The organism is Rhodophyticola porphyridii (assembly GCF_003688285.1).
Taxonomy (GTDB): domain Bacteria; phylum Pseudomonadota; class Alphaproteobacteria; order Rhodobacterales; family Rhodobacteraceae; genus Rhodophyticola; species Rhodophyticola porphyridii.
Genome location: NZ_RCNT01000002.1, coordinates 425,210 through 448,379, shown reverse-complemented (window position 1 = coordinate 448,379; position 23,170 = coordinate 425,210). Strand labels below are relative to the sequence as shown.

The 23,170-nt window shown below is 56.1% G+C and carries 17 protein-coding genes; 8 read left to right on the top strand and 9 right to left on the bottom strand.

All coding sequences use genetic code 11. The features are described 5' to 3' along the window. Positions 1-3: 3 nt before the first annotated feature. On the bottom strand, positions 4-354 hold the full coding sequence (locus D9R08_RS06745) for a helix-turn-helix transcriptional regulator (protein WP_158598945.1): 351 nt from the start codon (positions 352-354) through the stop codon (positions 4-6). 459 nt (positions 355-813) lie between these two features. On the opposite strand from D9R08_RS06745, the gene D9R08_RS06740 reads away from it, so the two are divergent. After that, complete coding sequence (locus D9R08_RS06740; protein ID WP_121897237.1) at positions 814-1,428, top strand: hypothetical protein; 615 nt, start codon at positions 814-816, stop codon at positions 1,426-1,428. 7 nt (positions 1,429-1,435) lie between these two features. Next, on the top strand, positions 1,436-5,197 hold the full coding sequence (locus D9R08_RS06735) for a calcium-binding protein (RefSeq protein WP_147450632.1): 3,762 nt from the start codon (positions 1,436-1,438) through the stop codon (positions 5,195-5,197). Positions 5,198-5,242: 45 nt separating this feature from the next. On the opposite strand, the gene D9R08_RS06730 is transcribed toward D9R08_RS06735, so the two are convergent. Continuing rightward, on the bottom strand, positions 5,243-5,773 hold the full coding sequence (locus D9R08_RS06730) for a DUF3768 domain-containing protein (protein WP_233557308.1): 531 nt from the start codon (positions 5,771-5,773) through the stop codon (positions 5,243-5,245). A 187-nt stretch (positions 5,774-5,960) separates the two neighbouring features. Here D9R08_RS06730 and D9R08_RS06725 point away from each other — a divergent pair, with 187 nt between their 5' ends. Then, positions 5,961-7,109: a type IV secretory system conjugative DNA transfer family protein gene (locus D9R08_RS06725; RefSeq protein ID WP_121897235.1), complete on the top strand. Its 1,149-nt coding sequence runs from the start codon at positions 5,961-5,963 to the stop codon at positions 7,107-7,109. A 215-nt stretch (positions 7,110-7,324) separates the two neighbouring features. Then, complete coding sequence (locus D9R08_RS06720) at positions 7,325-8,869, top strand: recombinase family protein (RefSeq protein ID WP_121897234.1); 1,545 nt, start codon at positions 7,325-7,327, stop codon at positions 8,867-8,869. A 327-nt stretch (positions 8,870-9,196) separates the two neighbouring features. Here the strand turns inward: D9R08_RS06720 and D9R08_RS06715 are convergent, their stop codons facing one another. Together D9R08_RS06715 and D9R08_RS18880 are read right to left on the bottom strand one after the other, a co-directional pair. Continuing rightward, positions 9,197-10,582, bottom strand: a complete 1,386-nt coding sequence (locus D9R08_RS06715; protein ID WP_121897309.1) for an IS1182 family transposase — start codon at positions 10,580-10,582, stop codon at positions 9,197-9,199. Further along, on the bottom strand, positions 10,542-10,874 hold the full coding sequence (locus D9R08_RS18880; RefSeq protein ID WP_147450631.1) for a hypothetical protein: 333 nt from the start codon (positions 10,872-10,874) through the stop codon (positions 10,542-10,544). Before D9R08_RS18880 ends, D9R08_RS06715 begins: the two co-directional genes overlap by 41 nt. Positions 10,875-10,902: 28 nt before the next feature. On the opposite strand from D9R08_RS18880, the gene D9R08_RS06710 reads away from it, so the two are divergent. From D9R08_RS06710 to D9R08_RS06695, 3 genes are all read left to right on the top strand, one after another. Further along, positions 10,903-14,748, top strand: a complete 3,846-nt coding sequence (locus D9R08_RS06710) for a hypothetical protein (protein ID WP_121897233.1) — start codon at positions 10,903-10,905, stop codon at positions 14,746-14,748. A gap of 1,003 nt (positions 14,749-15,751) precedes the next feature. Beyond that, positions 15,752-17,362: a hypothetical protein gene (locus D9R08_RS06700; protein ID WP_147450630.1), complete on the top strand. Its 1,611-nt coding sequence runs from the start codon at positions 15,752-15,754 to the stop codon at positions 17,360-17,362. Between the two features lie 367 nt (positions 17,363-17,729). Beyond that, the gene (locus tag D9R08_RS06695; protein ID WP_121897230.1) at positions 17,730-18,581 is read left to right on the top strand and encodes a hypothetical protein; all 852 of its coding nucleotides are present in this window, start codon (positions 17,730-17,732) and stop codon (positions 18,579-18,581) included. Positions 18,582-18,790: 209 nt separating this feature from the next. Here the strand turns inward: D9R08_RS06695 and D9R08_RS06690 are convergent, their stop codons facing one another. The 5 genes from D9R08_RS06690 to D9R08_RS06670 all read right to left on the bottom strand — a co-directional run bounded on the left by D9R08_RS06690 (position 18,791) and on the right by D9R08_RS06670 (position 22,267). After that, positions 18,791-19,414: a LysE family translocator gene (locus D9R08_RS06690; RefSeq protein ID WP_121897229.1), complete on the bottom strand. Its 624-nt coding sequence runs from the start codon at positions 19,412-19,414 to the stop codon at positions 18,791-18,793. A 224-nt stretch (positions 19,415-19,638) separates the two neighbouring features. After that, positions 19,639-19,788, bottom strand: coding sequence for an H-NS histone family protein (locus D9R08_RS19610; RefSeq protein ID WP_407690599.1), 150 nt, complete (start codon positions 19,786-19,788; stop codon positions 19,639-19,641). Between the two features lie 355 nt (positions 19,789-20,143). Next, on the bottom strand, positions 20,144-20,836 hold the full coding sequence (locus tag D9R08_RS06680) for a hypothetical protein (protein WP_121897228.1): 693 nt from the start codon (positions 20,834-20,836) through the stop codon (positions 20,144-20,146). Positions 20,837-20,909: 73 nt separating this feature from the next. After that, entirely contained in the window at positions 20,910-21,248 is a 339-nt protein-coding gene (locus D9R08_RS06675) for a hypothetical protein (protein WP_147450629.1), read from the bottom strand. A 461-nt stretch (positions 21,249-21,709) separates the two neighbouring features. Next, a complete protein-coding gene (locus D9R08_RS06670) occupies positions 21,710-22,267 on the bottom strand; it encodes an outer membrane protein (RefSeq protein WP_158598942.1) in 558 nt (185 codons plus the stop codon). A 306-nt stretch (positions 22,268-22,573) separates the two neighbouring features. Between D9R08_RS06670 and D9R08_RS06665 the strand changes: the two genes are divergently transcribed. Beyond that, on the top strand, positions 22,574-23,149 hold the full coding sequence (locus D9R08_RS06665; RefSeq protein WP_158598941.1) for a tyrosine-type recombinase/integrase: 576 nt from the start codon (positions 22,574-22,576) through the stop codon (positions 23,147-23,149). The last annotated feature ends 21 nt before the right edge of the window (positions 23,150-23,170 follow it).

Here is a 23,170-nt window from a genome sequence, read left to right as displayed (position 1 = left end):
ACCCTAAGCCCCTCCATGGCGCGCATCGTTATTGCTCAACCTTGAGCTCAGACGGGTCAGGGTCTTCTCACGCTGCAGCTTGCCCGGCCAGCGGGGGCCGGGCCCGGGCAGGCTCGGCAGCTGCGCTTGTAGCTTTGCCTTGGCATCCTCAGTGACCTCATTGAAGAGGCTTTGAAACGATCGGCCATAGATGAGTGAAAACTGGCAGACCTGTTCTACGGAGGGCAGGCGTTTGCCCGTCTCCAACGCGGACAGCGTGCTTTTGTGAACGTTGAGTAAATGTGCGGTGTCCCGCAGGGAGAGGCCGGACTTGCGACGGGCCAGCCTCAGGTCGAGTGCGAACTCGGTAGACATGATGTTTGTGCTTAAACTGATAAAGCCAGCCCCAGTGTACGGAGCTTCCATCCGTGCTGGTAGGTGCCGTCAGTTGCGTGATGCGCACGATCCTAACGCTTAGACCAGAAAACCACCAAGCCGGCATGGCCTTGCTGAACAAGCGAAAGGGTGAAACCCTTTCGCAGCAACCATACCGCTTTAGTGGTGGTTATAGCGGTTCTCTATTCCTTCGTACCGAACAGGGTATCAAAATCCCCGTCCTGAATGCTAGCCGTGCCCGATTGCCGTTGGAACAACCGAAGACACCATGGTGATGACGGGTGAGTGGCAGGAGTCTTGCGGGATTGACATTGTGAAATTGACAACTCCAGGTTAGCTCGAAAACACAATTTGTGAAATGTAGAGCAATCGTGACGCTAGGTCAGGGTTCACCAGGCAACAAAATCCCTCTACTATCGAATTAAAAGGAGCCGTGCAATGTTCTCTATCGTGTCGATAGGACTTCTCTATTTTCTTTTGCACACTTCCCCTTCAATAGATTTATTTACCTTCGAGCGGATGCTGGTGACAGAAGTCGTGCAAGCCGAAGATAAAATACAATCAAAGGAGTTACGCGCGTTTGCACAGCAAGCAGGTCCTGCTCGTTCTGATGAGCTTACGGATGAGCTTGCAGAGCGCTATGGCACCCCAGAAGACTGCGCTGGTTTCACCCCGGGGCAGCCGCCTGACGTGAGCGCATCCTTTGACTGGGGGGATCTCAATAGTGAGGGGGAGGTTGAAGCCTGTCTTTTTCATGTCTTCTCTGGCTTGAATACTCTCTCTGAAATAGAAGCCTGGCTCGCGCAGGAGGGGTTTGGGGACGTATTCCAAAGAGATGCTTCAAGCGTCGCCCATATCCACGGAGTGACCGGCGATCTGACGCAATTCTCTATGCGATGGGATACGAGAGAAAATGGGGCGCGCTACGGAGGCTGGTGGACTCGCCAGCGCCTTGCGCGCTTATCTCGCTCGACAACGGTAACGGTTTGGCATTCGCCGGAGAACGGCGTTACCCGCGTTATCGTTAACAACAACTCAATCTGGTCAAAGTAGGTGGAAAATGGGGCAGCTCATTCTAGCGGGGAATCGCATCAATCCGGGGCAATCCTTCGGTGAAGAGATTCTCGTAAATCCGGGATTTGGTCATCTGCAAATCGTCTATGGTGGTCAAGAAATCGAAGTGCAGGCTCCGGATAGTGTGTTTTTGGGTAATTGGGTATTCGAGCCAGTACGGCCACATACCGCTCCGGAAAACACCTATAACGCAGGTGTCGATGGATGGTATGCCGCCACCGCGATTGACGTAGGGAACAGAGATCCGGCGGACGTTTGGAATATCCTAGAACAGATTCACGATACTTTTATGGATTGGATCCCTCCAGTTGAGCTCCCCTACAATATCGATTTCAACAGCAATACCTATATAAACTCCCTCCTCTACTCTGTAGGAATTGATTTTGCAGAATATGAAGGTGCCGTCACACCGGCTGACATTGTCGTCACTACGACACCGACGCCAGATCCTTACAACCCCAATCCCGAGCCGGTCGTGACGATCTTTGACATGGGATTGGGTTTCCCAGGCTCTGGGTCGAACCTCATGACCGGAGATGTTCCGCTAACTGTAACCAATCCGATATTACCAACCTCACCACGAGTATCGGTGTTTACGCCGTCCTTCAACCTAACAGGCACCGAGTCAGATGACATCATTAGGACGGGCGGCGCGGATGATTCACTTCTTTCAAGTGTGGGGAACGACTATTGGGACGCAGGTGGTGGCGAGGATACGATCAGTTACCTCGCTGAGACCGGCACGCTCGACGTTACGACCTTCGAAGGTTTGACTTTTGTTAGAAAGGCCGCCGGAGGCGAAGATACGCTTGCGAATGTTGAGCAAGTCAACGGCAGTTCTTCAGACAATGTAGTCTCAATAGATGGCAACTTCTTTGAATTAGTGGCTGTTCCTGAAGTATCCGGCGGCGAAGCAGCGGATGGCTCAGAGCTTTCGGCCAACGAAGACCACGGCGATACGTTTGACATGAGTGGGATCACGGGGGTCTTCGAGACATTCTTTGATATCCGTAACGGCCATGTCGCCGGCGGCGCGTCAGCAGGCGACACTCTCGAGCTGGTGCTTAGCGCGGTCCATTTTGAGAATGTCATCGGTACGGGATCGAATGACGAAGTCATCGGCGACGCGGATAACAATCTTCTGTCCGGAGGCGCTGGTGCGGATACGTTGGACGGGGGCGCTGGCAAGGACTTCATCTATTTCGCCAGCACAAGCGGTGCCGTAGAAGTCGACTTCTCGACTGGAACCGGAACCGGCAGTCATGCCGATGGCGACACATACGACAACATCGAGGGTGTAGTCGGGACAGATGACGACGATACGTTCGTCTCTGCCTCAAACGGTGGGGTGGAGTACTTCGCCGGGGGCGCGGGAAACGACACCATAATCATCAAGAATGACCCTGGAATGGGGCTGTTTGGGCCTGAGGGTCCTCCAGATCCAGGAACAGCCGTTATTTGGGGCGGTAGCGGTCCTGACGAGATTTACTTCGAGGGAAGCACCCGGCTCATGGTCGTCAATATCGAAGGCCTTACGGAAGACAACTTTCACACGTTCGACCTCGATGACCTGGACTTGGGTCCTAGTTTCGACTGGACACTCATCGACGCCGTAATCATCAACCCTGACGCCGGTGATCGAATTTTCTACGAAGGATATGGTGAGCCGCTCTTTGGACCGCCAAATGATGATGCGCCGCCAAGCCTAGATTTCCATATGCTGACAGCACCATCGACCGGCAGCATTACGACGGAGGTGACCATTTCATCTCCAGAAGTGGACCCAGAAGAAGTTGTCGAAGAGGTGACGGTCAGCTTTGACGGTGGGTTTGGATACTATGCGCAGACCTTCCTCAGCGGGTTCAGCGGTCAAATATTTACGAGAGGCGCAGAGGCTGAACTTCTGGTCTTAATTGAATATGTGACTCGTCCTGAAGAATTTCGTTTTCCCGGCGACTGGGACGAAGACTTCGACCCCAATGATGCAGTTCAGGTTGTGCAATCCTTAGACGGCGACCTGAGTTTTCATGTATTCGAAGCCTATACCTTGAATGGCACCAAAGGATACAATCCGTTCGACGAGGATACGTGGCTCCCTACCTTGGATGCCAATGAATTCACCAGCTTTGTGGGCCCACCCGGTTTCTACATCGCGGGTGGGAGCATGAGCGGGGGCGTCATATCAGGCAATGGGTCCATTTCTTATACAATGGAAGACGATGGCAGCGGTTTCGCCACTCTTGTTGACGATGCATTCACAAATGGGGGCGGCACTCCAGCCCCAGCTCCTTCGCGACCGGGTTCTGTGGACGGAACCAACGGAAATGATGTCATCGGGGCCTTCTACACGGACCCTGAGACTGAGGGTGCAGGAACTGGTGACGATACTGTCGACGGCGCTGCGGGCGATGATGTCATCTATGGCGGCGCTGGCGACGATGCTATCTATGACGGTGCTGGCAACGACGCATCCTACGGCGACAGCGGCAATGATCAGTTCTTCGCCAGCGCCGGGGCAGACCACTATGACGGTGGCACCGGCCTTGATGAGCTGACCTACGCAAGCTCAACAACTGGTCTGACAATTGATTTGCTCGATTCTGCAAACAGCACCGGCGATGCAGCAGGCGACACGTTTAATAGCATCGAGCGTGTGGTCCGGACGGGTTTTGCTGACGTCATTCGTTTGTCCGCCGACGTGTCCGGCTTCGGCGGTGATGGTGACGACGAAATCACCGACGCGTCCGGCCTGGAAACCATGACCGGCGGCGCGGGTGCGGATGTCTTCGTCCTGGTGGCCGGGGATGGCGCCGAGGATATCATCACGGACTTCGAGGTCGCCTCGGACCGCATTGATCTCTCCGCCTGGGGTGTGCAGTGGTTTGACCAACTCACGATTGCCACCACACCGACGGACACAGCGGGATTTGTCGACGTGCAGATCTCTTACAGCGGGGAAAGCGTGGCGCTCGTGACGCTCAGCGATGCAGACGCGGCCAATCTCACATCGAGTAGCTTTGTGTTCGCTGCATCTGACCCCGACCTCTTCGGCACCGCCGGCAATGACCGCATTGATCACAACTTCACGGCTGCAGATGGCACAGAGGTTGGCGACACTGGTCAACGCATCTTCGCCGGGGACGGGAACGACCGGACTTTTGATGGCGCGGGTGATGATTTGGTGTTTGGTGAAGACGGCAATGACACGTTCCTCGCAGGTGCAGGGTCTGACCTCTACGATGGCGGGAACGGCAATGACGGCGTCTCTTATAGCGAGCCTACCAGCGGCGTCACAATTGACATGAATGACGCGGCGAACAGCACCGGAAATGCCTTCGGCGATGTCTACGTGGACATCGAGAATATGACCGGCAGTCACCATAACGACATCATCTTCCTAGCCGATGGTGTCCGCGGGTTTGGCGGCACGGGGGATGATGTCATTCATGACGCTGGCGGCTTGGAGATAATGACAGGCCATGGCGGCGTTGACACCTTCGTCTTCCAAGCGGGCGATGGGTTCAAAGATGCCGTGTCTGGATACGAAGCGGGCATCGACCTGATCGACCTCAGTGCCTGGGGCGTAACAAGCGTTGACGACCTCACTTTCGAACTCAAGGACATTAAGTCCAATGGCCAGGCTCATATTGACATTAGTTATGGAGTCGAAAGCGTCCGCCTCCTCAGCGTCGATATGGCGGCTTCGGTCACGCTCACGACAGATGACTTCCTCTTCGCGACGGTCTGATCTGGTTTAAGAAAAAGTCGCTCCCAACGTAGGGAGCGACCTGCTCTAGTACTCACTGGCCAACATCAGTGTCAGCACCCGCACTGTTTCGGTGGGATTGGCCGGATTGTCCGACCCAACACTGAGACTGCGGTCATAGTAGTCGATCTTGAAGAACAGCTTCTCTCCGTTGAGATCAAACGCGCCAAAATCATGCTCCCGATAGACATCATTGTCTGCCGAAAAGTCATTAAACGCGCGCATGGCCTTAACGGCGGCAACGACGAAGGCGCTGCCTTTCGCCTGCACGCCGCTTGTGACGAGCAATTGCCCCTGCCCCTCGCCACGACACCGCCAGGCATCGTTGAGGGTCCGAATCGTTTCCGTTGGTGCCTCGTCAGGTCGAGACCAATCCAGCTTGGTTTGGTCCTCACAAGCATGACAAAAGGCGTCGTCGAAGGTCTTTTCGAGCTCCCAGAGCCCGGCTGCGCTGTTCCAGCACGCCCAGGCATCGAGCGCCACGCGTTCTGAGCCGCAGCTCCGGCAACGCGGCACCATGCCGATCTCGTCCAGTGGTGTTTGTGTATCTGGTGTCATCTTTGCTCTCCTTTCTCCGGCCACGGCGAACGAAAGTGTTCGCCACAGCCCAGGAAAGGCGAGCGTTCAAAGAGCAATCTGAAGGTAGTCTACCAAGAGGCGCTGGCGCCGGTAGTTGCCTTCAGTTGTCCTGGACGCAACTCCTGCCGCCTACGGTCCAGACCTGCCAAGCGGCACACTGTCTGGCATGCGTCAGCCTGCCTCCATCACTCAGCTTGGGATCGCCTATCATCGGTATGGCGACCGGGCTTTCGGCATTACCCAATCCGACCGCCTGTCGCATCTCTATGTGATTGGGCAGACCGGCACCGGTAAATCTACCTTGCTGGGTCAGATGGCCCGCCAGGACGCCGCGCAAGGCATCGGGTTCTGTCTGTTGGACCCGCATGGGGATCTGGCCAGCGAGCTCGCCACAGCGCTGCCTGACGCCCTCTATTGGGATGTGGCTGATCCGGCTTCACCTTACGGATACAATCCGCTGACCCGCACCTCGCCTGCGCTCCGCCCGCTGGTGGCTTCCGGGCTCATCGAGGCGCTGAAAGCCCAATGGGCGGATGCCTGGGGTGTGCGTATGGAGCACTTGCTGCGCTATGCCATTCTGGCGCTCCTTGATACGCCGACGCCCGATCTCACGCAGATCATGCCGCTCTATCTGAACAAAGACTTCCGGGCGACAGTGCTGCCGCAGGTGCGTGACGAACAGGTTCGCGCCTTCTGGATCGAAGAGTTTGGCCGCATGAACTACAAGACCGCCATTGATGGCGTCGCCCCGATTGCGAATAAGCTGGGGGCGTTTTTGGCGCATCCGGTGGTCCGCCGGGCGCTCTGTGAGCCAGTTGAGCCGTTGCGATTTCGTCGGGCCATGGATACCGGTCAGGGGGTGATTGTGAACTTGGGCAAAGGTCGCTTGGGCGGCGACCTCGCCAATGTGATTGGTGGGATGTTAGTATCGTCTTTGATGCACGCCGCTTTCACCCGCTCCACTGTAGCGCATGGCGACCGCCACCCCTTCAATCTTTACGTTGACGAGTTCCATGCCTTCACCAGCGAAAGCTTTGCCCATCTCCTGGCCGAGACGCGCAAATACGGCCTGTCTGCCACGCTGGCGCAGCAGCACACCGCACAAACCAATCCCGGCGTGCTGGCCAGCATTCTGGGGAATGTGGGCACAGTGATGGCCTTTCGTCTGGGCGCGCTGGATGCGCCGCTCTTGGCCAGCCAATTGGGAGACGTGTCGCCGGAGACGCTGACCACCCAGCCGAACCATCAAGCCTACGTACGACTCTTGCATCAGGGACATCCGAGCCGGGCGTTTTCAATGCGCACGGTGCTCTAAGGGGTCGCGAAGTTGACCGGGCACAACCGGCGGCGACTATTGCTCCTGACCGCGCGAACGTAGGCTGTCCATATGATCGAAGACGAACACATCCAGCGACATCTCGAACTCTGCCAACGGGTCTATGAGCGCCTCATGGCGGAGGGCAAATGGCCATGGCCAGATTCGCCAAAATCTGAGGATATGGTAGAGTCCGAGAACCCTAAAACTGATGTATGAAACAGTGCTTTGGATACATTCGAGTGTCCACCCAGAAGCAAGGCGAGGGTGTATCACTCGAAGCACAGAAAGACGCCATCACGGCCTTTGCGAGTCAGAACGGTCTCACCATCACCAATTGGTTTGAAGAGAAAGAAACTGCGGCCAAGCGCGGACGACCCGTGTTCAACCAGATGCTCAAGCATTTGAAAAACGGCAATGCCAATGGCCTCGTCATGCACAAAATCGACCGCTCGGCCCGCAACCTACGCGATTGGGCGCTGATTTCCGAACTGCCAAAATACGGGGTGAAACCATACTTTGCCGCCGATGGGCTCGACTTCGAAACCCGTGGCGGACGCCTCTCCGCCAACCTCCAAGCTGTTATCGCTGAAGACTACATCTTCAACTTGCGGGAAGAGACCATCAAAGGAATGACCGGACGGTTGAAGCAGGGTCTGTACCCGTTTCGGGCTCCAATCGGGTATTTGGATGCTGGGCGAGGTAAACCGAAGGTGCCTGACCCCGCAAAGGCACTTCTTATCCGCACAGCATTCGAACTCTATGCCAGCAGGCAATACTCGTTGCGTTCACTCCAGTCCGAGATGACCCGACGCGGGCTGCGCAATCACGAAAACCAGCCGCTCACCCTGCGAGGCATCGAGACCATCCTCAACAACACCTTCTACACCGGCCTCATTACCATCAAGCGCACGGGCGAGACGTTTGCTGGTGTCCATGAGCCGCTCATCTCAACGCGTCTCTTTCGACGGGTTCAAGACATCAAATCAGGCCGGTGCGGCCCGAAAACGACCCGGCACAATCACCTCTTTCGAGGGTTATTTCGCTGCGGTCATTGCCAGGGTCCGATGACGCCAGAGCTGCAAAAGGGCCACTGCTACTACCGCTGCCAGAAACCGGATTGCCCCACGGCCACCATTCGTGAAGACCGTCTGGATGAAGCCATTCGGTATCGACTGCAAAAGCTGATGCTGACCGGAGATGCCGCAACGAAGCTGGAAGCAAGCTGGTGCAGCACCGACGCCGATGCGCAGTCTCAACGAGACCTCGCGTCGCTGGACCTTCGCATCGCCGACGAGGAGAAACGCCTCGAACGGCTCACAGACCTGCTGTTGGAGGGAACAATCGACAACGACATTTACCGTACCCGCCAAAGAGCAGGACGCATACGCCTTCAAGACCTAAAGGAAGAACGGGCCGCCGCGCCCAGTTTGGGCGACATCGCACGACACCGTCGTGATTTTCTCGAACTCATGAAAACCCTTTGTTTGCTTTACGAAATCGTCGATGCGCCGGAAAAGCGCGAAATCATCGAAAACGCGTTCTCGAACCGCGCGATCGCTGGGAAATATGTTGAACTAGAGCCGTATAATTGGCTCAAACGGCGCAAAAACCCGCCTTGCGTCCCCTTTGGTGACCCAGAGCGACACAAAGATACAGATTTGCCGGGTGTCCCCGCGGGGTGTGAGAGACTTGAGCGATTGCTATCGCTGCAAAGGCGCCAGGTCGTCCGCCCTGGTGGGTTCAGTGCCGTGAAATAAGTGCAGGTCCGGCACGCATACCCGGTGAGTTGCTCGTTGAGCTGTTCGCTCAGATGGCTGTACTTATACGGGCGGCATGAACAGAACTGTTTAGGTGATGGACGCTAAAGCGCCACCACCCTTCCGCCCCATCTATTAGAACTACTATATGTGCTTGAGATCTTCCTGTGTTCGGTCTTCGGTCGGATCCACAGTCGTTAAGGGCGGATTTTGTTGAAAAAGTCGGCATTAGAACGCGTTGAGGGCTGCCCTCATGCTCGGGTGTCGCCGTTTGGTTCGGGCAATCGCCCGTCGCGCCGCCTTGAGGCGTCTATCTGGCCGCTCAGATCATGCCGTGGCCTCCGAGTTGGCGCACTGAGGCCGCAGCTTCGCGAGTTTTCGGAGGTTCTGGGCGATGGCGGCGAGGAGGAATTCGTCTTTGGCACCATTGGGACCGCGCAGGCGTAGCCGGTTCAGGCCGAGGATGCGCTTCAAGTGGGCGAAGAGCATCTCCACCTTCTTCCGCTTGTCTCGGGATACCTTGTAGGCCTTGGTCTTGCGGCATTCGCGGGCGAACTCGCGTGCTTCCTCATGGGGTTCACGGGTGACGTATCGGGCCTCCGCTTTCGGGCAGCAGACTTCCTTGGATGGACAGGCCTGACATGTCGCCTTCAAGGCACGATATTTCTTCCGCCCGCCGGTGTCCTGACCCCTGTTCGGATCGGAGTAGTTCCGGCGATATTGCTTGAGGGCGTGTCCCTCGGGGCAGATGTATTGATCATTCGCCTCGTCCCATTCGAAGTCGGATCTGGACCAGGTGCCATCGGTCCGCTCTGATTTATCGATGACAGGGATGAAGGGGATGATGCTGCGCTTTTCGACCAGCCATCCAAGGTTCTCAGCGTTGCCATATGCCGTGTCGGCCGCCAGCCAATCCGGTCGAATGCCGAACCGCTTCTCCGTCCTGTCCAGCATGATCCGCGAGGCTCCGACCTCAGCCTGACGGATCGCTCTCGTGGCTTCGACATCCATGATCACCGAACTCTTGGTGTCGATCAGGTAGTTGGTGGCATAGGCAAAATACGGGCGGCTTTCCTCGGCGCGGGTCCATTGCGCAGCCGGATCGGACTTCGCCACGAACTTCGGCTGGACCGGCGACGCGGCCCCGAAGGCGGCATCGTCGAGTGTCTCCAGGTATTCCCGCGCCGCCCGGGTCCCGGCCTCACGCGCGACCTCCGGGCTCCAGTCTTCGGCAGCGATTGACCGAACCTTGTTGGCATCGGCGGAGATCAGGCTTGCATCGACAGCGAAACCTTCGCCCGCGACAAGATCCTCCCTCAGGCACCGCTCGACTGTGGCCTCGAAGACCTGCCGCAGCAGATTGCTGTCGCGAAACTTGCCATGGCGATAGCGTGAGAAGGTCGAGTGATCTGGGACCTTTCCCTCCAGGCCCAGCCGACAGAACCAGCGATAGGCGAGGTTCAGATGGACCTCGTCGCAGAGGCGACGTTCCGACCGGATGCCCATGACGTAACCGATGACCAGCATCCGGATGATCAGCTCTGGATCAATCGAGGGACGCCCCATGTGGCTATAGAATGGGCGCACGGCCTCCCGCATCCCATCCACGTCGAGGAAACGGTCGATCTCGCGAAGCATATGACCGGAAGGAACATGACGCTCCAGATCGAAGTCATAGAACAACTGTGCCGGTGCCGTTTGGGTGCCCATCATGACGAAATCCTCCAATCCCCTCATAATCAAGTGAATCAAAGGACTTGCCGCGCTGCAACAAAGACTTTTTCAACAGCATCGGCGGAGAACGGACTTTCGCTGCAGGTCCGAGTTGAGACGTGGTTCTAGCTGAAAGCAGACCTTTTACAATTGAGAGAACTTTAGGTCCAATCCAGGAAACTTTGCGAAACACTAAAAGGCCATGGTTTGCAGGTGTGATTTTCCTAATTGCCAAGATGGGCAGCTCTTGTTCTCCAAATGTTCGCTCGCTAAAATTCTGAACGGCGTCCAAGTGACATTCGAGCAGAGTTGGATTCGCATTGCCAATTTTTGAACCAAGAAAAGATGAGTTAGCGCAGCTAGACGACAGTCAGCTGGAGGAACTCGTTGCTAGACTGTGCGAAGCGGAGCTATCAGCGCGCGGTGGCTTCCTGCGTGATGTGAGATGGTCAGGATCGTTGACAGCGCCCGATGGCGGGGTGGATGTCAGGGTTACGGTAACTCGAGAGGGCTTCGACGGAGATTTTATCCCAAGAGCCGACAACGTGTTTCAGGCCAAGGCCAAAAGCATGGCGCGTGCCGAGATACTTGACGAAATGCTCTCGGAAGGGACGCCGAAACCCATCATTCATGAACTCGTCGAAAACAGTGGCTCTTACATCATTGCTTCGACTGAGGACTGCTCTCCGCCTATGTATCAGCGTCGTATCGATGCCATGAATGAGGCCTTAGCTGGTCTTGATAATCCCGATGCGATCCATGTGGACTACTACGATTGTTCTCGCCTCCTCCTATGGCTACGCCAGCACCCTACAGTCCAGATTTGGGTTCGTGAGGTTGTCGGCAGACCTCTTGCTGGCTGGCGCCCGTTTGGGAGATGGAGCGCCACTCCGGTGGACGCCAACGACGACCTAATATTGGACGATGGCGTTAGAGTGGTCGTTCCCTCAACCTCCCAACAGCCATTACAGCTTGGCGAGGCCATAGACAGTGTTCGGAGGCTAATAAACGCTTCACGAAAATCAATCAGGATCACCGGCCTTTCAGGTGTTGGTAAGTCTCGCTTCGTGCAGGCGCTTTTTGAGGACGGGGTTGGCGACACTCCTTTGGACCGTACCTCAGTGATCTACGCAGATATCGGTGACGAACCGGAACCATCTGCTCGCGCCCTAGTCGACGCAATGATAGCGCAGGGAGTTTCCGCCACTGTCGTCTTAGACAATTGCGCCTCTGACCTACACAATTCGCTGGCGTCGAGGCTCTCCAAGCAAGAGAATTCCCTCCGGCTGATTACTGTCGAGTATGACATCCGTGAGGATAAGCCGCAGACTACAGAAGTGGTACAGTTGGAGGCCTACGGGCCGCAAATTGCGGAGAAGTTGCTCCTTAGAAGGTACCCCGAACTGGGCAATGTGAACGCTGCAAAGATTGCAGAATTTTCAGAGGGAAACGCTCGGCTCGCAATCGCGATCGCTGATGCCGCACCAATTGATGAGACGCTTGGTCGGTTGTCGGATGAAGAACTCTTCAATCGTCTATTTTATCAAAGACACGACCTTGACTCTGGCCTCAAAGAGCAAGCCGAAGCTCTGTCGTTGGTATACTCTTTCTCAATTGAAAGTGACGAAGAGGGCGTAGATGAGCTAGCGCTTCTGGGCGCGCTGTGTGAGCAGACTAGGCTCCGAATGCATCGCGCAGCCCAAACTCTAGTTGATCGACAAGTCGCGCAGAAGAGGTCGCGCTGGCGAGCCGTTCTGCCACATGCGGTTGCCAACCGGTTAGCTTCCGAGGCCCTAAGCAATATTCCACTTGATCAACTCACAGACACCTTCGAGCGAAAGGCAAGCGCGCGCCTTTTGAAGTCCTTTGGCCGCCGCCTTGGCTTCCTGCACGAGCACCCTATAGCGGTCGAAATCGTAGACGGATGGGTATCCGAGGGAGGCCTCCTGTCCGACTTGTCAGCTTTGAACGAGCACGGTCGAGAACTCTTGATGCACATTGCACCCGTTTCTCCGGCTCGCGCACTCGAATTGGTAGAGGCTTCATTTGCAAACCCTGAAACCTTGGCATCCTTTGAGCCACGAGACTCATTTAGGTCGGTCGCGCTTAGCATATTGGTAGGACTTGCATATTATCCTGAGTTCTTTGAACGCGCCGTTGCTGCATTGCTTGTAGTGGCGGACCATGAAGACCCGGACAACAACTATGATAGCGTAAGAGGCAAGCTAAAGGGTTTGTTCCAAGCTTACCTATCTGGAACTCATGCCACTACTGCCCAAAGGGCTGAAATCGTTCGAGCTGCGCTGCACTCCGGCAACGAGACGCGAGTTCAGATTGGCGCCGAACTCTTAGACTCAGCGCTTGAGGCCAGCCGTTGGTCAAGCTCCAACTCGTTCGAGTTTGGGGCTCGACCACGAGACTATGGGCACAGCCCAAGCTTCGAGGAGCGGCTTGAATGGTTTAGGACTTTCATCGGCATCGCCTGTGACGCCTCCCAATCCGACTCTGAGACAATTTCTAAATCGTGCAGAAGGGTCCTCGCCGCGAACTTTCGTGGGCTTTGGCGCTACCCCGACCTTCGCGCTGAAATTATTGACGTTTCTAATGCCATTAATGACAAGCTGCCTTGGGTGGAAGGTTGGCACGCCGTGCGATCTGCGCTGTATTTTGACTTTCGGCGGGTCGCAGAAGAGAAACGAGATGAAGACGGAGCGGCGCTCCTTGCCTCGTTGGAAGAGAAGCTCGCTCCACAAGACTTGCTTTCTGAAATCGAAGCTCTCGTCATTGATCCGGGCAACGATATGTGGTCGCTGGACGAGGACTTCGATCCTGAGGAGCCTTCAAAATTTGAAGCATCTCGCAAGCGATTGAGTGAAAAGGCGCGGATCTTGGGTTGCCGCTGTCGCCAGTCTGATGGGATGCTTGAGGAGCAAGCCCATCGCTTGTTCAACCCGGGTTGGGCTCCGTACTTATTACCATTTGGAGAAGGCCTGATACGGTGCTCTTCGGATTGTCGATCTACATGGGAAACACTCGTCGGCGGCCTCAAGTCGCTCGATACAAAGCACTTTAACTATGGTGTTCTTTGTGGTGCGTTGAATGAGATTTCAAGCACAGATGAAGCCTTGACCGCTATGCTGCTAGATGAAGCAGCCTCTGACGAGTTGCTCCGCCCAATCATCGTGATGCTCCATCCGAAAGGGAGCTTCTCTGATCAAGACTTCGAACGCTGCTTGGCAGCGCTCCGTGGCACGGACAATCCCCGAGGGTTTGAGGATCTGCTTTGGCGGGAGGAGTATCAAGATTCAGGGTCGGCGAGAGCGGAGCAGCTCGCAAGAGTAATGGTGACGAAGGAAGGTGGCGAGCGGGCCCTTTTGGAAGGGCTCTCTATGAGACTTCATGATAAAAAGGACACTGAGGAGTTGCTCGGAACAGGCTTGCGCAGCGTAGCTCTTCGGGCGGCCGCAAAGCACTTGCTTGAACATGACAACGATCCGGGCGGGAATGGTGACTATCGACTGACCAAAGTCCTCGGGCACTGCCTTAGATACGATTGTGAAGATGCTGCGATTGGAGAGCTGCTTGACAGTCTGTTCGACCCGGAAGACGGGGCCGCAATGCGCTACTATCAGTTCGACTCTGCCGTCGCTACTATAGTCAAGTTCTTGTACGACCCGTTCCTTACCCGTGCTCTTCTCCAAGGTGAGATCAAGGATTACAAGCGTTTTCGTGCCTTTGAAGGAAGCTCACACTTCGAGAACCCACTTTCTCAAATTGAACCAACTGATCTTACTGCTTGGTGCGCAAACGCGGGCGAAGCCTCTGCTTGGAGTTTGGTTGCCCGAGCCATTTCGCCATTTGGAAGTAGTCGTGATGGCGGAATTGATGACCTAACGGAACAAGGCTTGGCGCTGATTACGGCCTCGCCGAACCCGGTTGAAGTGCTCTCGGTGTTTGTTGAACACATAGCTCCAATGAGCTGGTCTGGCAGTCGCGCAAACATCGTTGGCCAGCGGATAACGGCGCTTGAAGAAGTCTCCGAAGCGGCAATTCCAGGAGTGGCGGAATACCTTGCAGAGGTGGTGCCAAAGCTAAGAAAGGTGGAACAGGAAGAGCGCGACCGCGAGGCAAAAAGAGACAGAGATGACGAGCAAAGGTTCGAGTGATGTTGTGCGGCCCAGGCTCTCTCGATGCCTCCAATAGCGACAGGGCGGAAACCTCTGTGTTGCAGGTGCTCAACCTGCTGTATTCAGCGCTTGTTTGCGTCGCGTTCCCGACTTCAAAGTGCTAGCGGATGTTGGTCTCGCAGCGAATGGCGGCTCTGGCGGGCCGCGCCGCAGCATCTTGACCCATTGGCCAACGGCGGCTCTGGGCCGGTGTGACGTGGGGGGACGGATTTGCACCGCCCCCTCGCGGTCTACCAGCTCAAACTGAGGGCCCAAACCGCCATCTTGTGGTTGGCGTGGCTGCTCACCCAACTAGGCCCACAGAACCGCGAGAGCATCCATACCAGTTTTAAACGTTGCTTTCATGAAGTCCTCCATCGGTAAGGTGAGATTGATATACCAGTTCACGCAAACCCAGAGGATGAACAGCCACGCCCCGACATCTCCGACGGTGAAACCCAAAGTCATCAGCGCTGACCTCGAAATCTCACTGATTTCAAAGTGGGTAGTATTGGGAAGAAATTCAATGTCTGCTTTGCCGAAATTGCACCGTGGCATTCGCTGGTGTGGCGAAGGTCGGGAATGGGTTGCCATTCCAAGCCGACGCGGCCCGTTTCTTTGAGATACTGCAACCTACCTAATGGCGGCGATGAGCCTTTTCACCTAGTTCGTCATACTGATACCCAGAAATAACGCAGAACGAGGCGGGTAGAGCGGCGGACCAAACAATCGCGAGTAGCCTCAGGGTCATTCACGTGGCATCAGTCTATCGATGCAATGCCCTCCGATCCGCCAACTCGCCATCATATCCGACGACGCCGAATTGGCAGCGCGGCTCTCATGCATTTTCAATCGTCCGGGCTATTACCTGCCGATACTCGACGGCCCGCGAATGACTAGACCGGACGGCCGAAGCGAGGCGGTCCGGCGCAACAACGCGATTGCCAAAGCGGGCGTTAGACGGATCGCTCTTGCGGACCTGTCTGCCGAACAACGAGCGGCTATGGCCGACCTCCTGCCATCGCGAAGTATTTTGACAGCCACTGCTCAAGACCTAGCCCGGGTCCTTCAGAAAAATCTCCCTCCGGCGGTCTTGAAGTGGGGCAGGAGCCACATAGGCGTGGGCCTCCTCACGGCGCTGCGGAACGATCAGGTTATTGAGTTCAGTGATGGTGCTGGGACAAAAACCTACGAGCTAAATGGAAGAAGTCATCTCGTCGTGTGCGAGGCCGGTGAACCGCTCAGTGAGGTGATCGCCGCCAACTATGCATTCGCGCTCGATGCAGATCTTCTCACCATTCCGGAAGTAGACAAGGGCGTCGCCGAGGCACTCACTGAAGAACTGTATAGCCTGTACGACCTCCAAGGTCAGAGCGCCTCGGACAGTTTGGCTAAGCTGACCACGCGCGTCCGAGAGCTGTGCCCCGGAGTCGTTCCTCCCGAAGGTGGAAGTATGACGTTCTTCACCAGTCATATTCCCTACGGCCTTGGCTTTCCCGAGATTCCTTCGACCCATCTCGAAATCTATCCTGATCTCGGCGTATCCGTTCTAAACGGCCTTGCTGCTGGAAATGCGAACACGACGGGCGTCCGAAGTGCTGTCTTAGTGGACCCCGGCCAAACACAGGCGCCGGAAGTCGAGGTCGTTGCGCAATCACTGGCCAAGCGCCGGGTGTTCGTTAGGGCTTACCCTTGGAAGACCGCCAACGTCAGAGACATCACGAACACGGTCGAGCTATTTCCTTATGACTTCTTGCTGTTCGCTACGCACTGCGGCGATGCCGACGGCTATCGTTTCACGTACAAGTTCGAGGATGCCTCTGGGCGGAAGCGTCGTTTAGTTGTCGATACGGCGATTGGTATTGGTCAGACGGATGATCCCGATATCCTAAGCGTAATGCAATTCGAGCGCTTTCATGAGCTCGATGGAGTTAGTTGGAGCGATCCAAAGAAATCGGAAAAAATAGACGTCGGGACGGCCATTAAGGACTTCGTAGAGCTGCACCGCGCTAAGGAACTCGAACCTGTTGAGCGAGAGCTAATACCGCGCGTCTTGGGCTCGGCGGCCCTAAAAATGGCTGACCACAACTACATTGCGATGCCGAGGGAGCTTGCAATTCATGGCTCGCCGGTAATTTTTAACAACGCTTGCGCGTCGTGGCATCAACTTGCAGGTCGCTTCATGTTCGCCGGAGCGCGTGCCTATGTCGGAACACTCTTTCCAGTCACCGGTGCAGAGGCAGCACAAGTTGCTGAATACTTCGTCGAACATGACGAAGACATGCCTCTGGCAGAAGCTCTATGGCGCGCTCAAAGTCAGACTTACGGTCAACCGCAGGCGCGAAGGCCGTATGTTATTGCCGGTGTCTACCCTCAGTGCCTGCGCGTCCTGCTCGATGATGTTCCCTCTTACATTCAGAGTCAGCTTGAGAGTGCGCTTAAAGGCTGGGAGGAGCACAATTCTCAAGATGAATCGGAAAGTAAGTCGGTCGAAGAGATTAAACGGTACTACAAAGCTGAAATTGAGTGGTTTGAGAAGAAGTGGGCAAGCGGCAAAGCCAAGAACCGATCAAAGCCACGCCGCAAACGAAAGAAGCGGCTTTTCCGACCCTAGACACGTGCTTGGCTACGACGCGGCTAGACTTTTCCAATAGCCACAGCCAGACGCGAGCCATCGAACTTGGGACTGACGGAGCTTCGTCTAGATTCGGCACTCGCAGTTCGAAAGGGCGGCTGGGTCCGCATTCTGCGAGTTCACCCATCCCAACATTTCGCACGCGCGGCGAATGGCCGGTATGCGGGTGCGGATGCAGCATCTTGATTGGTCAGTGAACGGCAGCTCTGGGCCGGAGACTTCTTCATCGCAAAAGACGCATAGTCGACCCAGGATACCGCACAGTCGGCGACCAGAGTAGACGCCGATGGTGTTGCGCCGCTATCTCCACTTGGTAGGATCGCCTTGAGCACCGGAGCACTGAAGTATGGACGTTGAAAGCCCAATACCGCGCGCAGATCTTCTGGCGATGATCTCTGACCAGATTCCGGAGGTCTATCCGGACTACGGTATCAACAAGACCGAGGCTCTCGCCGCACGGGTTTTGGAGGATCTCTATATCTTGGCGAGATGTGCGATCAGCAAGTGCCGAGTGACTTACACCGATGCGATCACTCTTCGAGGCTATGGGAATAGGCAAAACGGCAGATGGCTGGATGACGTCTACAGCTTTGCAATTTCTCCTTTAGGATTCCCTGATCTCACTATGCTGGTGGTGAATGCAGCCACCGGTCAGCCGAGTGAGGACGCCTTCGAGGCACGCCGAAGCAAGCTCAGTGAGATCCAGATCTCAGAAGTCCCTCGGGAACAGAACCGGTGCATTTGGTTTGATGCCTATGAGGCAGTGCTCGGTCCACTGGAGCCTATTCCAGCAGAATATCACTACGCACGATCGGTGATGCCGGAGCCTCCATTGGAGGCCGAGATACGTCGGGCAGTCTCGAACGCGATCCAACGTGTGAATGGTGTCGGCAAGATGACCGTGAAGGTCGGAAAGGAGTACGTGGGCTCTGGGGACTACTCGGAGCTTTGTCTTCTGACGAGCCAGCTTCTGAAGAAGCAGAAAGGTCGCTGCGCCTTGACCGGCCAGCCTTTTGAGACGCGCTCGGCCACGGAGGGGGGCAACCAGGATGATCGACTGTCACTCGACCGGATCGACAACTCCCTCGGCTACTACGATGGGAACGTCCAGCTCGTTACGCAGTTCGCAAACCGCGCACGCGGGCAACTGTCGATCCAAGAAGCCCGGCGCCGACTCATTCAGTATGTGGAGACTTGATCGCTCGCATATTTGAACCGTTACCAGCGGCCGCTTTGGGGAAGCTGCAACGCAGCGAGACCGATCCCCGCGAATGACCGCATTGGGCCGTCCTTGCCTGGTTGGTGCTTGTAGGCAGTTGAACATGCTGCAACCGATCTAATAGTGGCAGCGAGCCCAGATTCACCGATGCTGCGCTATGCACGAATGTCGGCAATGCGCTCTCGCGACTACCGCTGAGGCTGAAAGTCTTTGCTCGCCAGTAACGCCGCCGCGCAGATCATAAGTGCTCCGCACACCTTATTCACAAGGCCGAAGGAAAACCGCTTTAGTGCCGTGGCCGCTCGGACTCCAAGCCATCCCCAAACCAGCAGAATTGCTCCATCAACCACCAAATACGTAACACCCAAAACGAGAAGTTGGGGCAGCACCGGCATGGTCGGGTCTATAAACTGAGGAAAAAGAGCACCGAAAAAGACTACGGAAAATGGGTTCGCCATCGAAGTCACAAAGCCTTGACGGAACAGTCGAAACGATTGGCCTGATGCATTGGCGGTAACGTCATCCGGCTGATCTTTTGAGAGAATAAGCTGAACACCGATCCAAACCAAATAGGCCACGCCAAGCCATTTGATCCAGATGAACGCAGTCGCTGAGGTCGCGATGATCGCGGCAAGACCAAAGGCCGCCCCCGTCATTTGCAAACTGTTGGCGGTCAAATCTCCGGCAATGGTGTATGCACTGCGCCTTAGCCCGTGCCTAACGCTGTTGGATATGATGAGAAGTTGACTGGTGCCGGGCGGGGTAGCGAAGAACACGGCGACAGCTGCCAAGTAGATCAAATAGGTTTCCATTGGCATCGTGGCGTTCCTTTATAGCAGAACCATCAAACTACGGCTGATGTCGCAAGATCGTCAAATCATAGTTGCGGTCATTCGCTTTAGAAACTGGGATGGCAGCTTCGTCCCGCGAACTGTGAATTCGTCCACCACCTGATCTTACTGGCGCAGCAAATGTCGGCAATGCGGGCTGCTATCGCAGCATGGCCGAGGGTTGGTCAAGGTCGGCAAAGGGCCGTCTAGATCTCGAAGTCTTCCAGCGACTTCCCCGCGGCCAGCGCCTCGTTAATCCAAGTTGGTCGCCGTCCTCGGCCGGTCCAGGTAATGCTTGGGTTGTCTGGGTGCCGATACTTCGGTGCAGAGACCTTCCTGGATGCATTTCCACCCACAAGCTCTTTCAGACTAAACCCGTGCTCTTTTGCGGCGGCCTCAGCTTTCACCAAAGCCGTAGTGCGCTGGCGGTTTTGATAGTCAGCAATAGCCTTTTGCACCTCTTTGTGGAGGTCCGCAACTCTTTCAGAGAAGGGTCTTTGAGACCCAATTTGGCCATGTTTCCGTTACTTCGTTCGGAAGTCGCAGCTATCCCAAATCGGTTGGGCAAGCAAGGACGTGACCCACAGAAGGACAGGTTAACCGCGAGAGTATCCTAGGCATTTCACACGGCGAGATTGCCCGAGTACGTTATCGCACCTGATTTCGGTTGCACGCCGTGGAACCGCTTAAGCTGTCAGCTCTGCTGCTCCATCAATACCAGGTATAGCGCTCAGCGTTTACCGAGTAGATTAAGCCCAGCCCGTCTCTTTCCGTATCAAATATCTCAACATTGGAGACATTGCAGACCACGCCATTGTGTTGCGGTCGCATCAGGACGCAGCGGTATCTGATGGTAAGGGTACTGTTAGCATAGGCCTCGTACACGCGTTCCGCAAACGCGTCATCGTTCACAAACAGGTTCACCGCTTCCAGGTACCATACGTTGTGCCAGCCGCGTTGCTGTGCAGCCGTTCGGCAGTCTCGTCCCAGCCCGGAAGGGCTGCGACGTGGGGCCATTGGTTCAGCAAGCAGAGCCAAAACCGACCATTCGCCAATATCAATCTGGCTGGGAAGACAGGCCAAGAACCGATGGCTACCCATCTGATAGGCGTCCCACGCGACATAGGTAGGCACCTGTTCCACCCAGATGACGATGTTGTCTGTTTGATAATCTGACCAAAACGCCTCCAGTTCCTCGCGGGCCTCTTCCTGGGCCCGGTTGGCCGCAAACGGAGACAGCCCCTCCGTCTCGACATCCAACCCAACGGTGTTGCGAAGCTGTAAGTACCTCTCCAGGAAGGCGGGTGTCAGGTCACTAATGCGCCATATGCCATCTCGCAAATCGGCCTCGACCGCAGACGCCGCACCGGGCAGCAAGAGGGCTAGGATGAGTGCTCTCAGCATCAGATACTCCCGTTTACTCAGTTCTTTGTTTTATGCACTGCGCCCACCCGGAAGATGTGGCGGGCGACCGCACCTAGTGTTCACGCTGCGCAGGGCGAGCCATGAAGATGCCCACCACCGGGGCGGCCAACATGATGAGGCTCACGATGCGCAAAATGGGGCCATTGCCCGTGGCCGCACCATAGCCGGTGTTATGCGCCAGCGCCTCAACCCACAGCGAGGGGGTGAAGAACCAGAAAGCGACGGCGGCAATCGCGACCACCGCAACGGGCCAACCGCGCGACCCTGCAAACGCGCTGATGGTCGCCAAGCCCAAGGCCACCCAACACATGGGCAGCCCAATGAACGGCATAATGGCACCGATGACCACAAGGATGAGCGCTGCCACGCCAAAACCACTTCCGACTGTCATGATTTTCTCCTTCGATTGAGTACAGAGTTCGGGGTAGATTTGCCTAGCTGGATAGGTTGCAGCCTCTATCGGCGGCAGCAGACACTACTGCCGCGCGCCGACCGGCCCAGCCACCCATCGGATTGACCCGACCCAGGGTGTCTCGCTGCAGACGGGCGTATTCTGTCCGCAACTGACCGCAGTTCATCCGACTGACCCGTGCCGCGTGGCTCACGGTTCGGTCGACTGAGGTGTTAGTGGCAGCTGTCATGCCCGCCGTGGTTATGAGTGGCACCGCGACCGCTGCCGCCGTCAGGCAGCCGCTCAGCAGCGTTGTCGCCAGCCCCAGCGCGACAAGAGTACAGAGTGTCCGGGCCGGTTTTCTCAACGTGTTTTGCATCACTTCCCTCCAAACTGGTTGCTGGCCCTACACCTGGCGGCTTGACTGAGCCGCGGGAGTGAAGCCGCGTCGTGTCAAAGCCTCAGAACCGGTAGCTCAGGCCCAGTGCGACTACGTTGCTACGCAGGTTGAGGTCGGTACCGCGATAGTCGAGCCTTATCCGCTCGACGCTCAGGTTCGTGAAAACGCTTTCGGTCAGCGCAAACTCGGCTCCAACCGTAATCTCCCGGGAGTTGAAATCGAACGAACCGGTTCCAAAATCGTCCGTGCCACGTCCGACCCGCGCGCCAAAGTATGGCATGATGCGTCCCATCGGGTAGCCCACTCTCAGACCAACTGCTGCACCGGTAATCGTTCCATCCAGCGCCGTTGCTGTTGTCACATTCGTCCCAGAGTAATTGCTCCGGCGGTAGGTGAGGTCACCGCCCACCACGAAATCTCCGGCATCGAAGAGGTAGCCAGCGCTGATCGCCAATCCGTTGGATGTGGCCGAGACCACGGATGCTGAATCGAAAGAGTCGGAGCTCGAACGATTTACGTTCAGGCCCAGATAGGCGCCCGAGAAGTCAACGTCGCCGTCTTGGGCGTTTGCGGGAAGGGCAAGCAACGCCAGCATTGCTGCCGAGAGTAGGGATTTCATAGGTCTCTCCATAAAGATTATGGGCTAGACCATTGTTTTGAAGAGCTTTCCCCACACTCACCCTGAAACACTATTGCTAATAGTGTACAATCGTCAAAGTCCAAGGTGTTGAGGATGTTGTGCTCCCTCACTGCATCAGATAGCGTATGCTGGCAATCGGCTAAGCTGTTGTTGTAGAGCATTTATCTGCCGCTGAAACACTATTAGCAATAGTGTTTCACTCAAGCCACACTTTGAGGCCTTGGGACGTACGCCGCCAGTTTAATGTTGGCTGGCCCAAACTATGACGCTCAATCCGTTTCCTCTATGAAGCTCTACAATCCGGCGCGCCAGCGCCTCTATATCAATGCCGAGGAACGGCAGCGTTTCCTGCGGGCGACCGGTGCCGCTGCACCCCAGGTGCAGAGCCTCTGCCTGACCTTGCTCTTGACCGGGTGCCGGATTTCCGAAGCGCTAGCCTTGACGACCTCGGCTGTCCAACCCGACGCGCAGACCATCACCTTCCAAACCCTGAAACGACGCAAGACTGGGGTTTTTCGCGAGGTGCCGGTGCCTGCAAGGCTGATGGTGCTTCTGGCGGAAGTACATGCTTTGGACATGGCAATGCCGCACGCCCCGCTTTGGACGCATGGCGACCGTCCCCTAAACCGGGTTACCGCCTACCGGTGGGTGAAGTCTGTGATGGCCCGCGCTGATATCATCGGCGCGCAGGCCTGCCCCAAGGGCTTACGCCACGGTTATGGCATCCATGCCATCAAATGCGGGGTGCCGCTCAACATGGTGCAAAAGTGGCTGGGTCATGCGTCGATGACCACGACCGCCATCTATACCAACGCGCTTGGAGCGGATGAATTGGCCATTGCTGAGCGGATGTGGCGCTAAATCTGCTTGGAAGTGCTCACC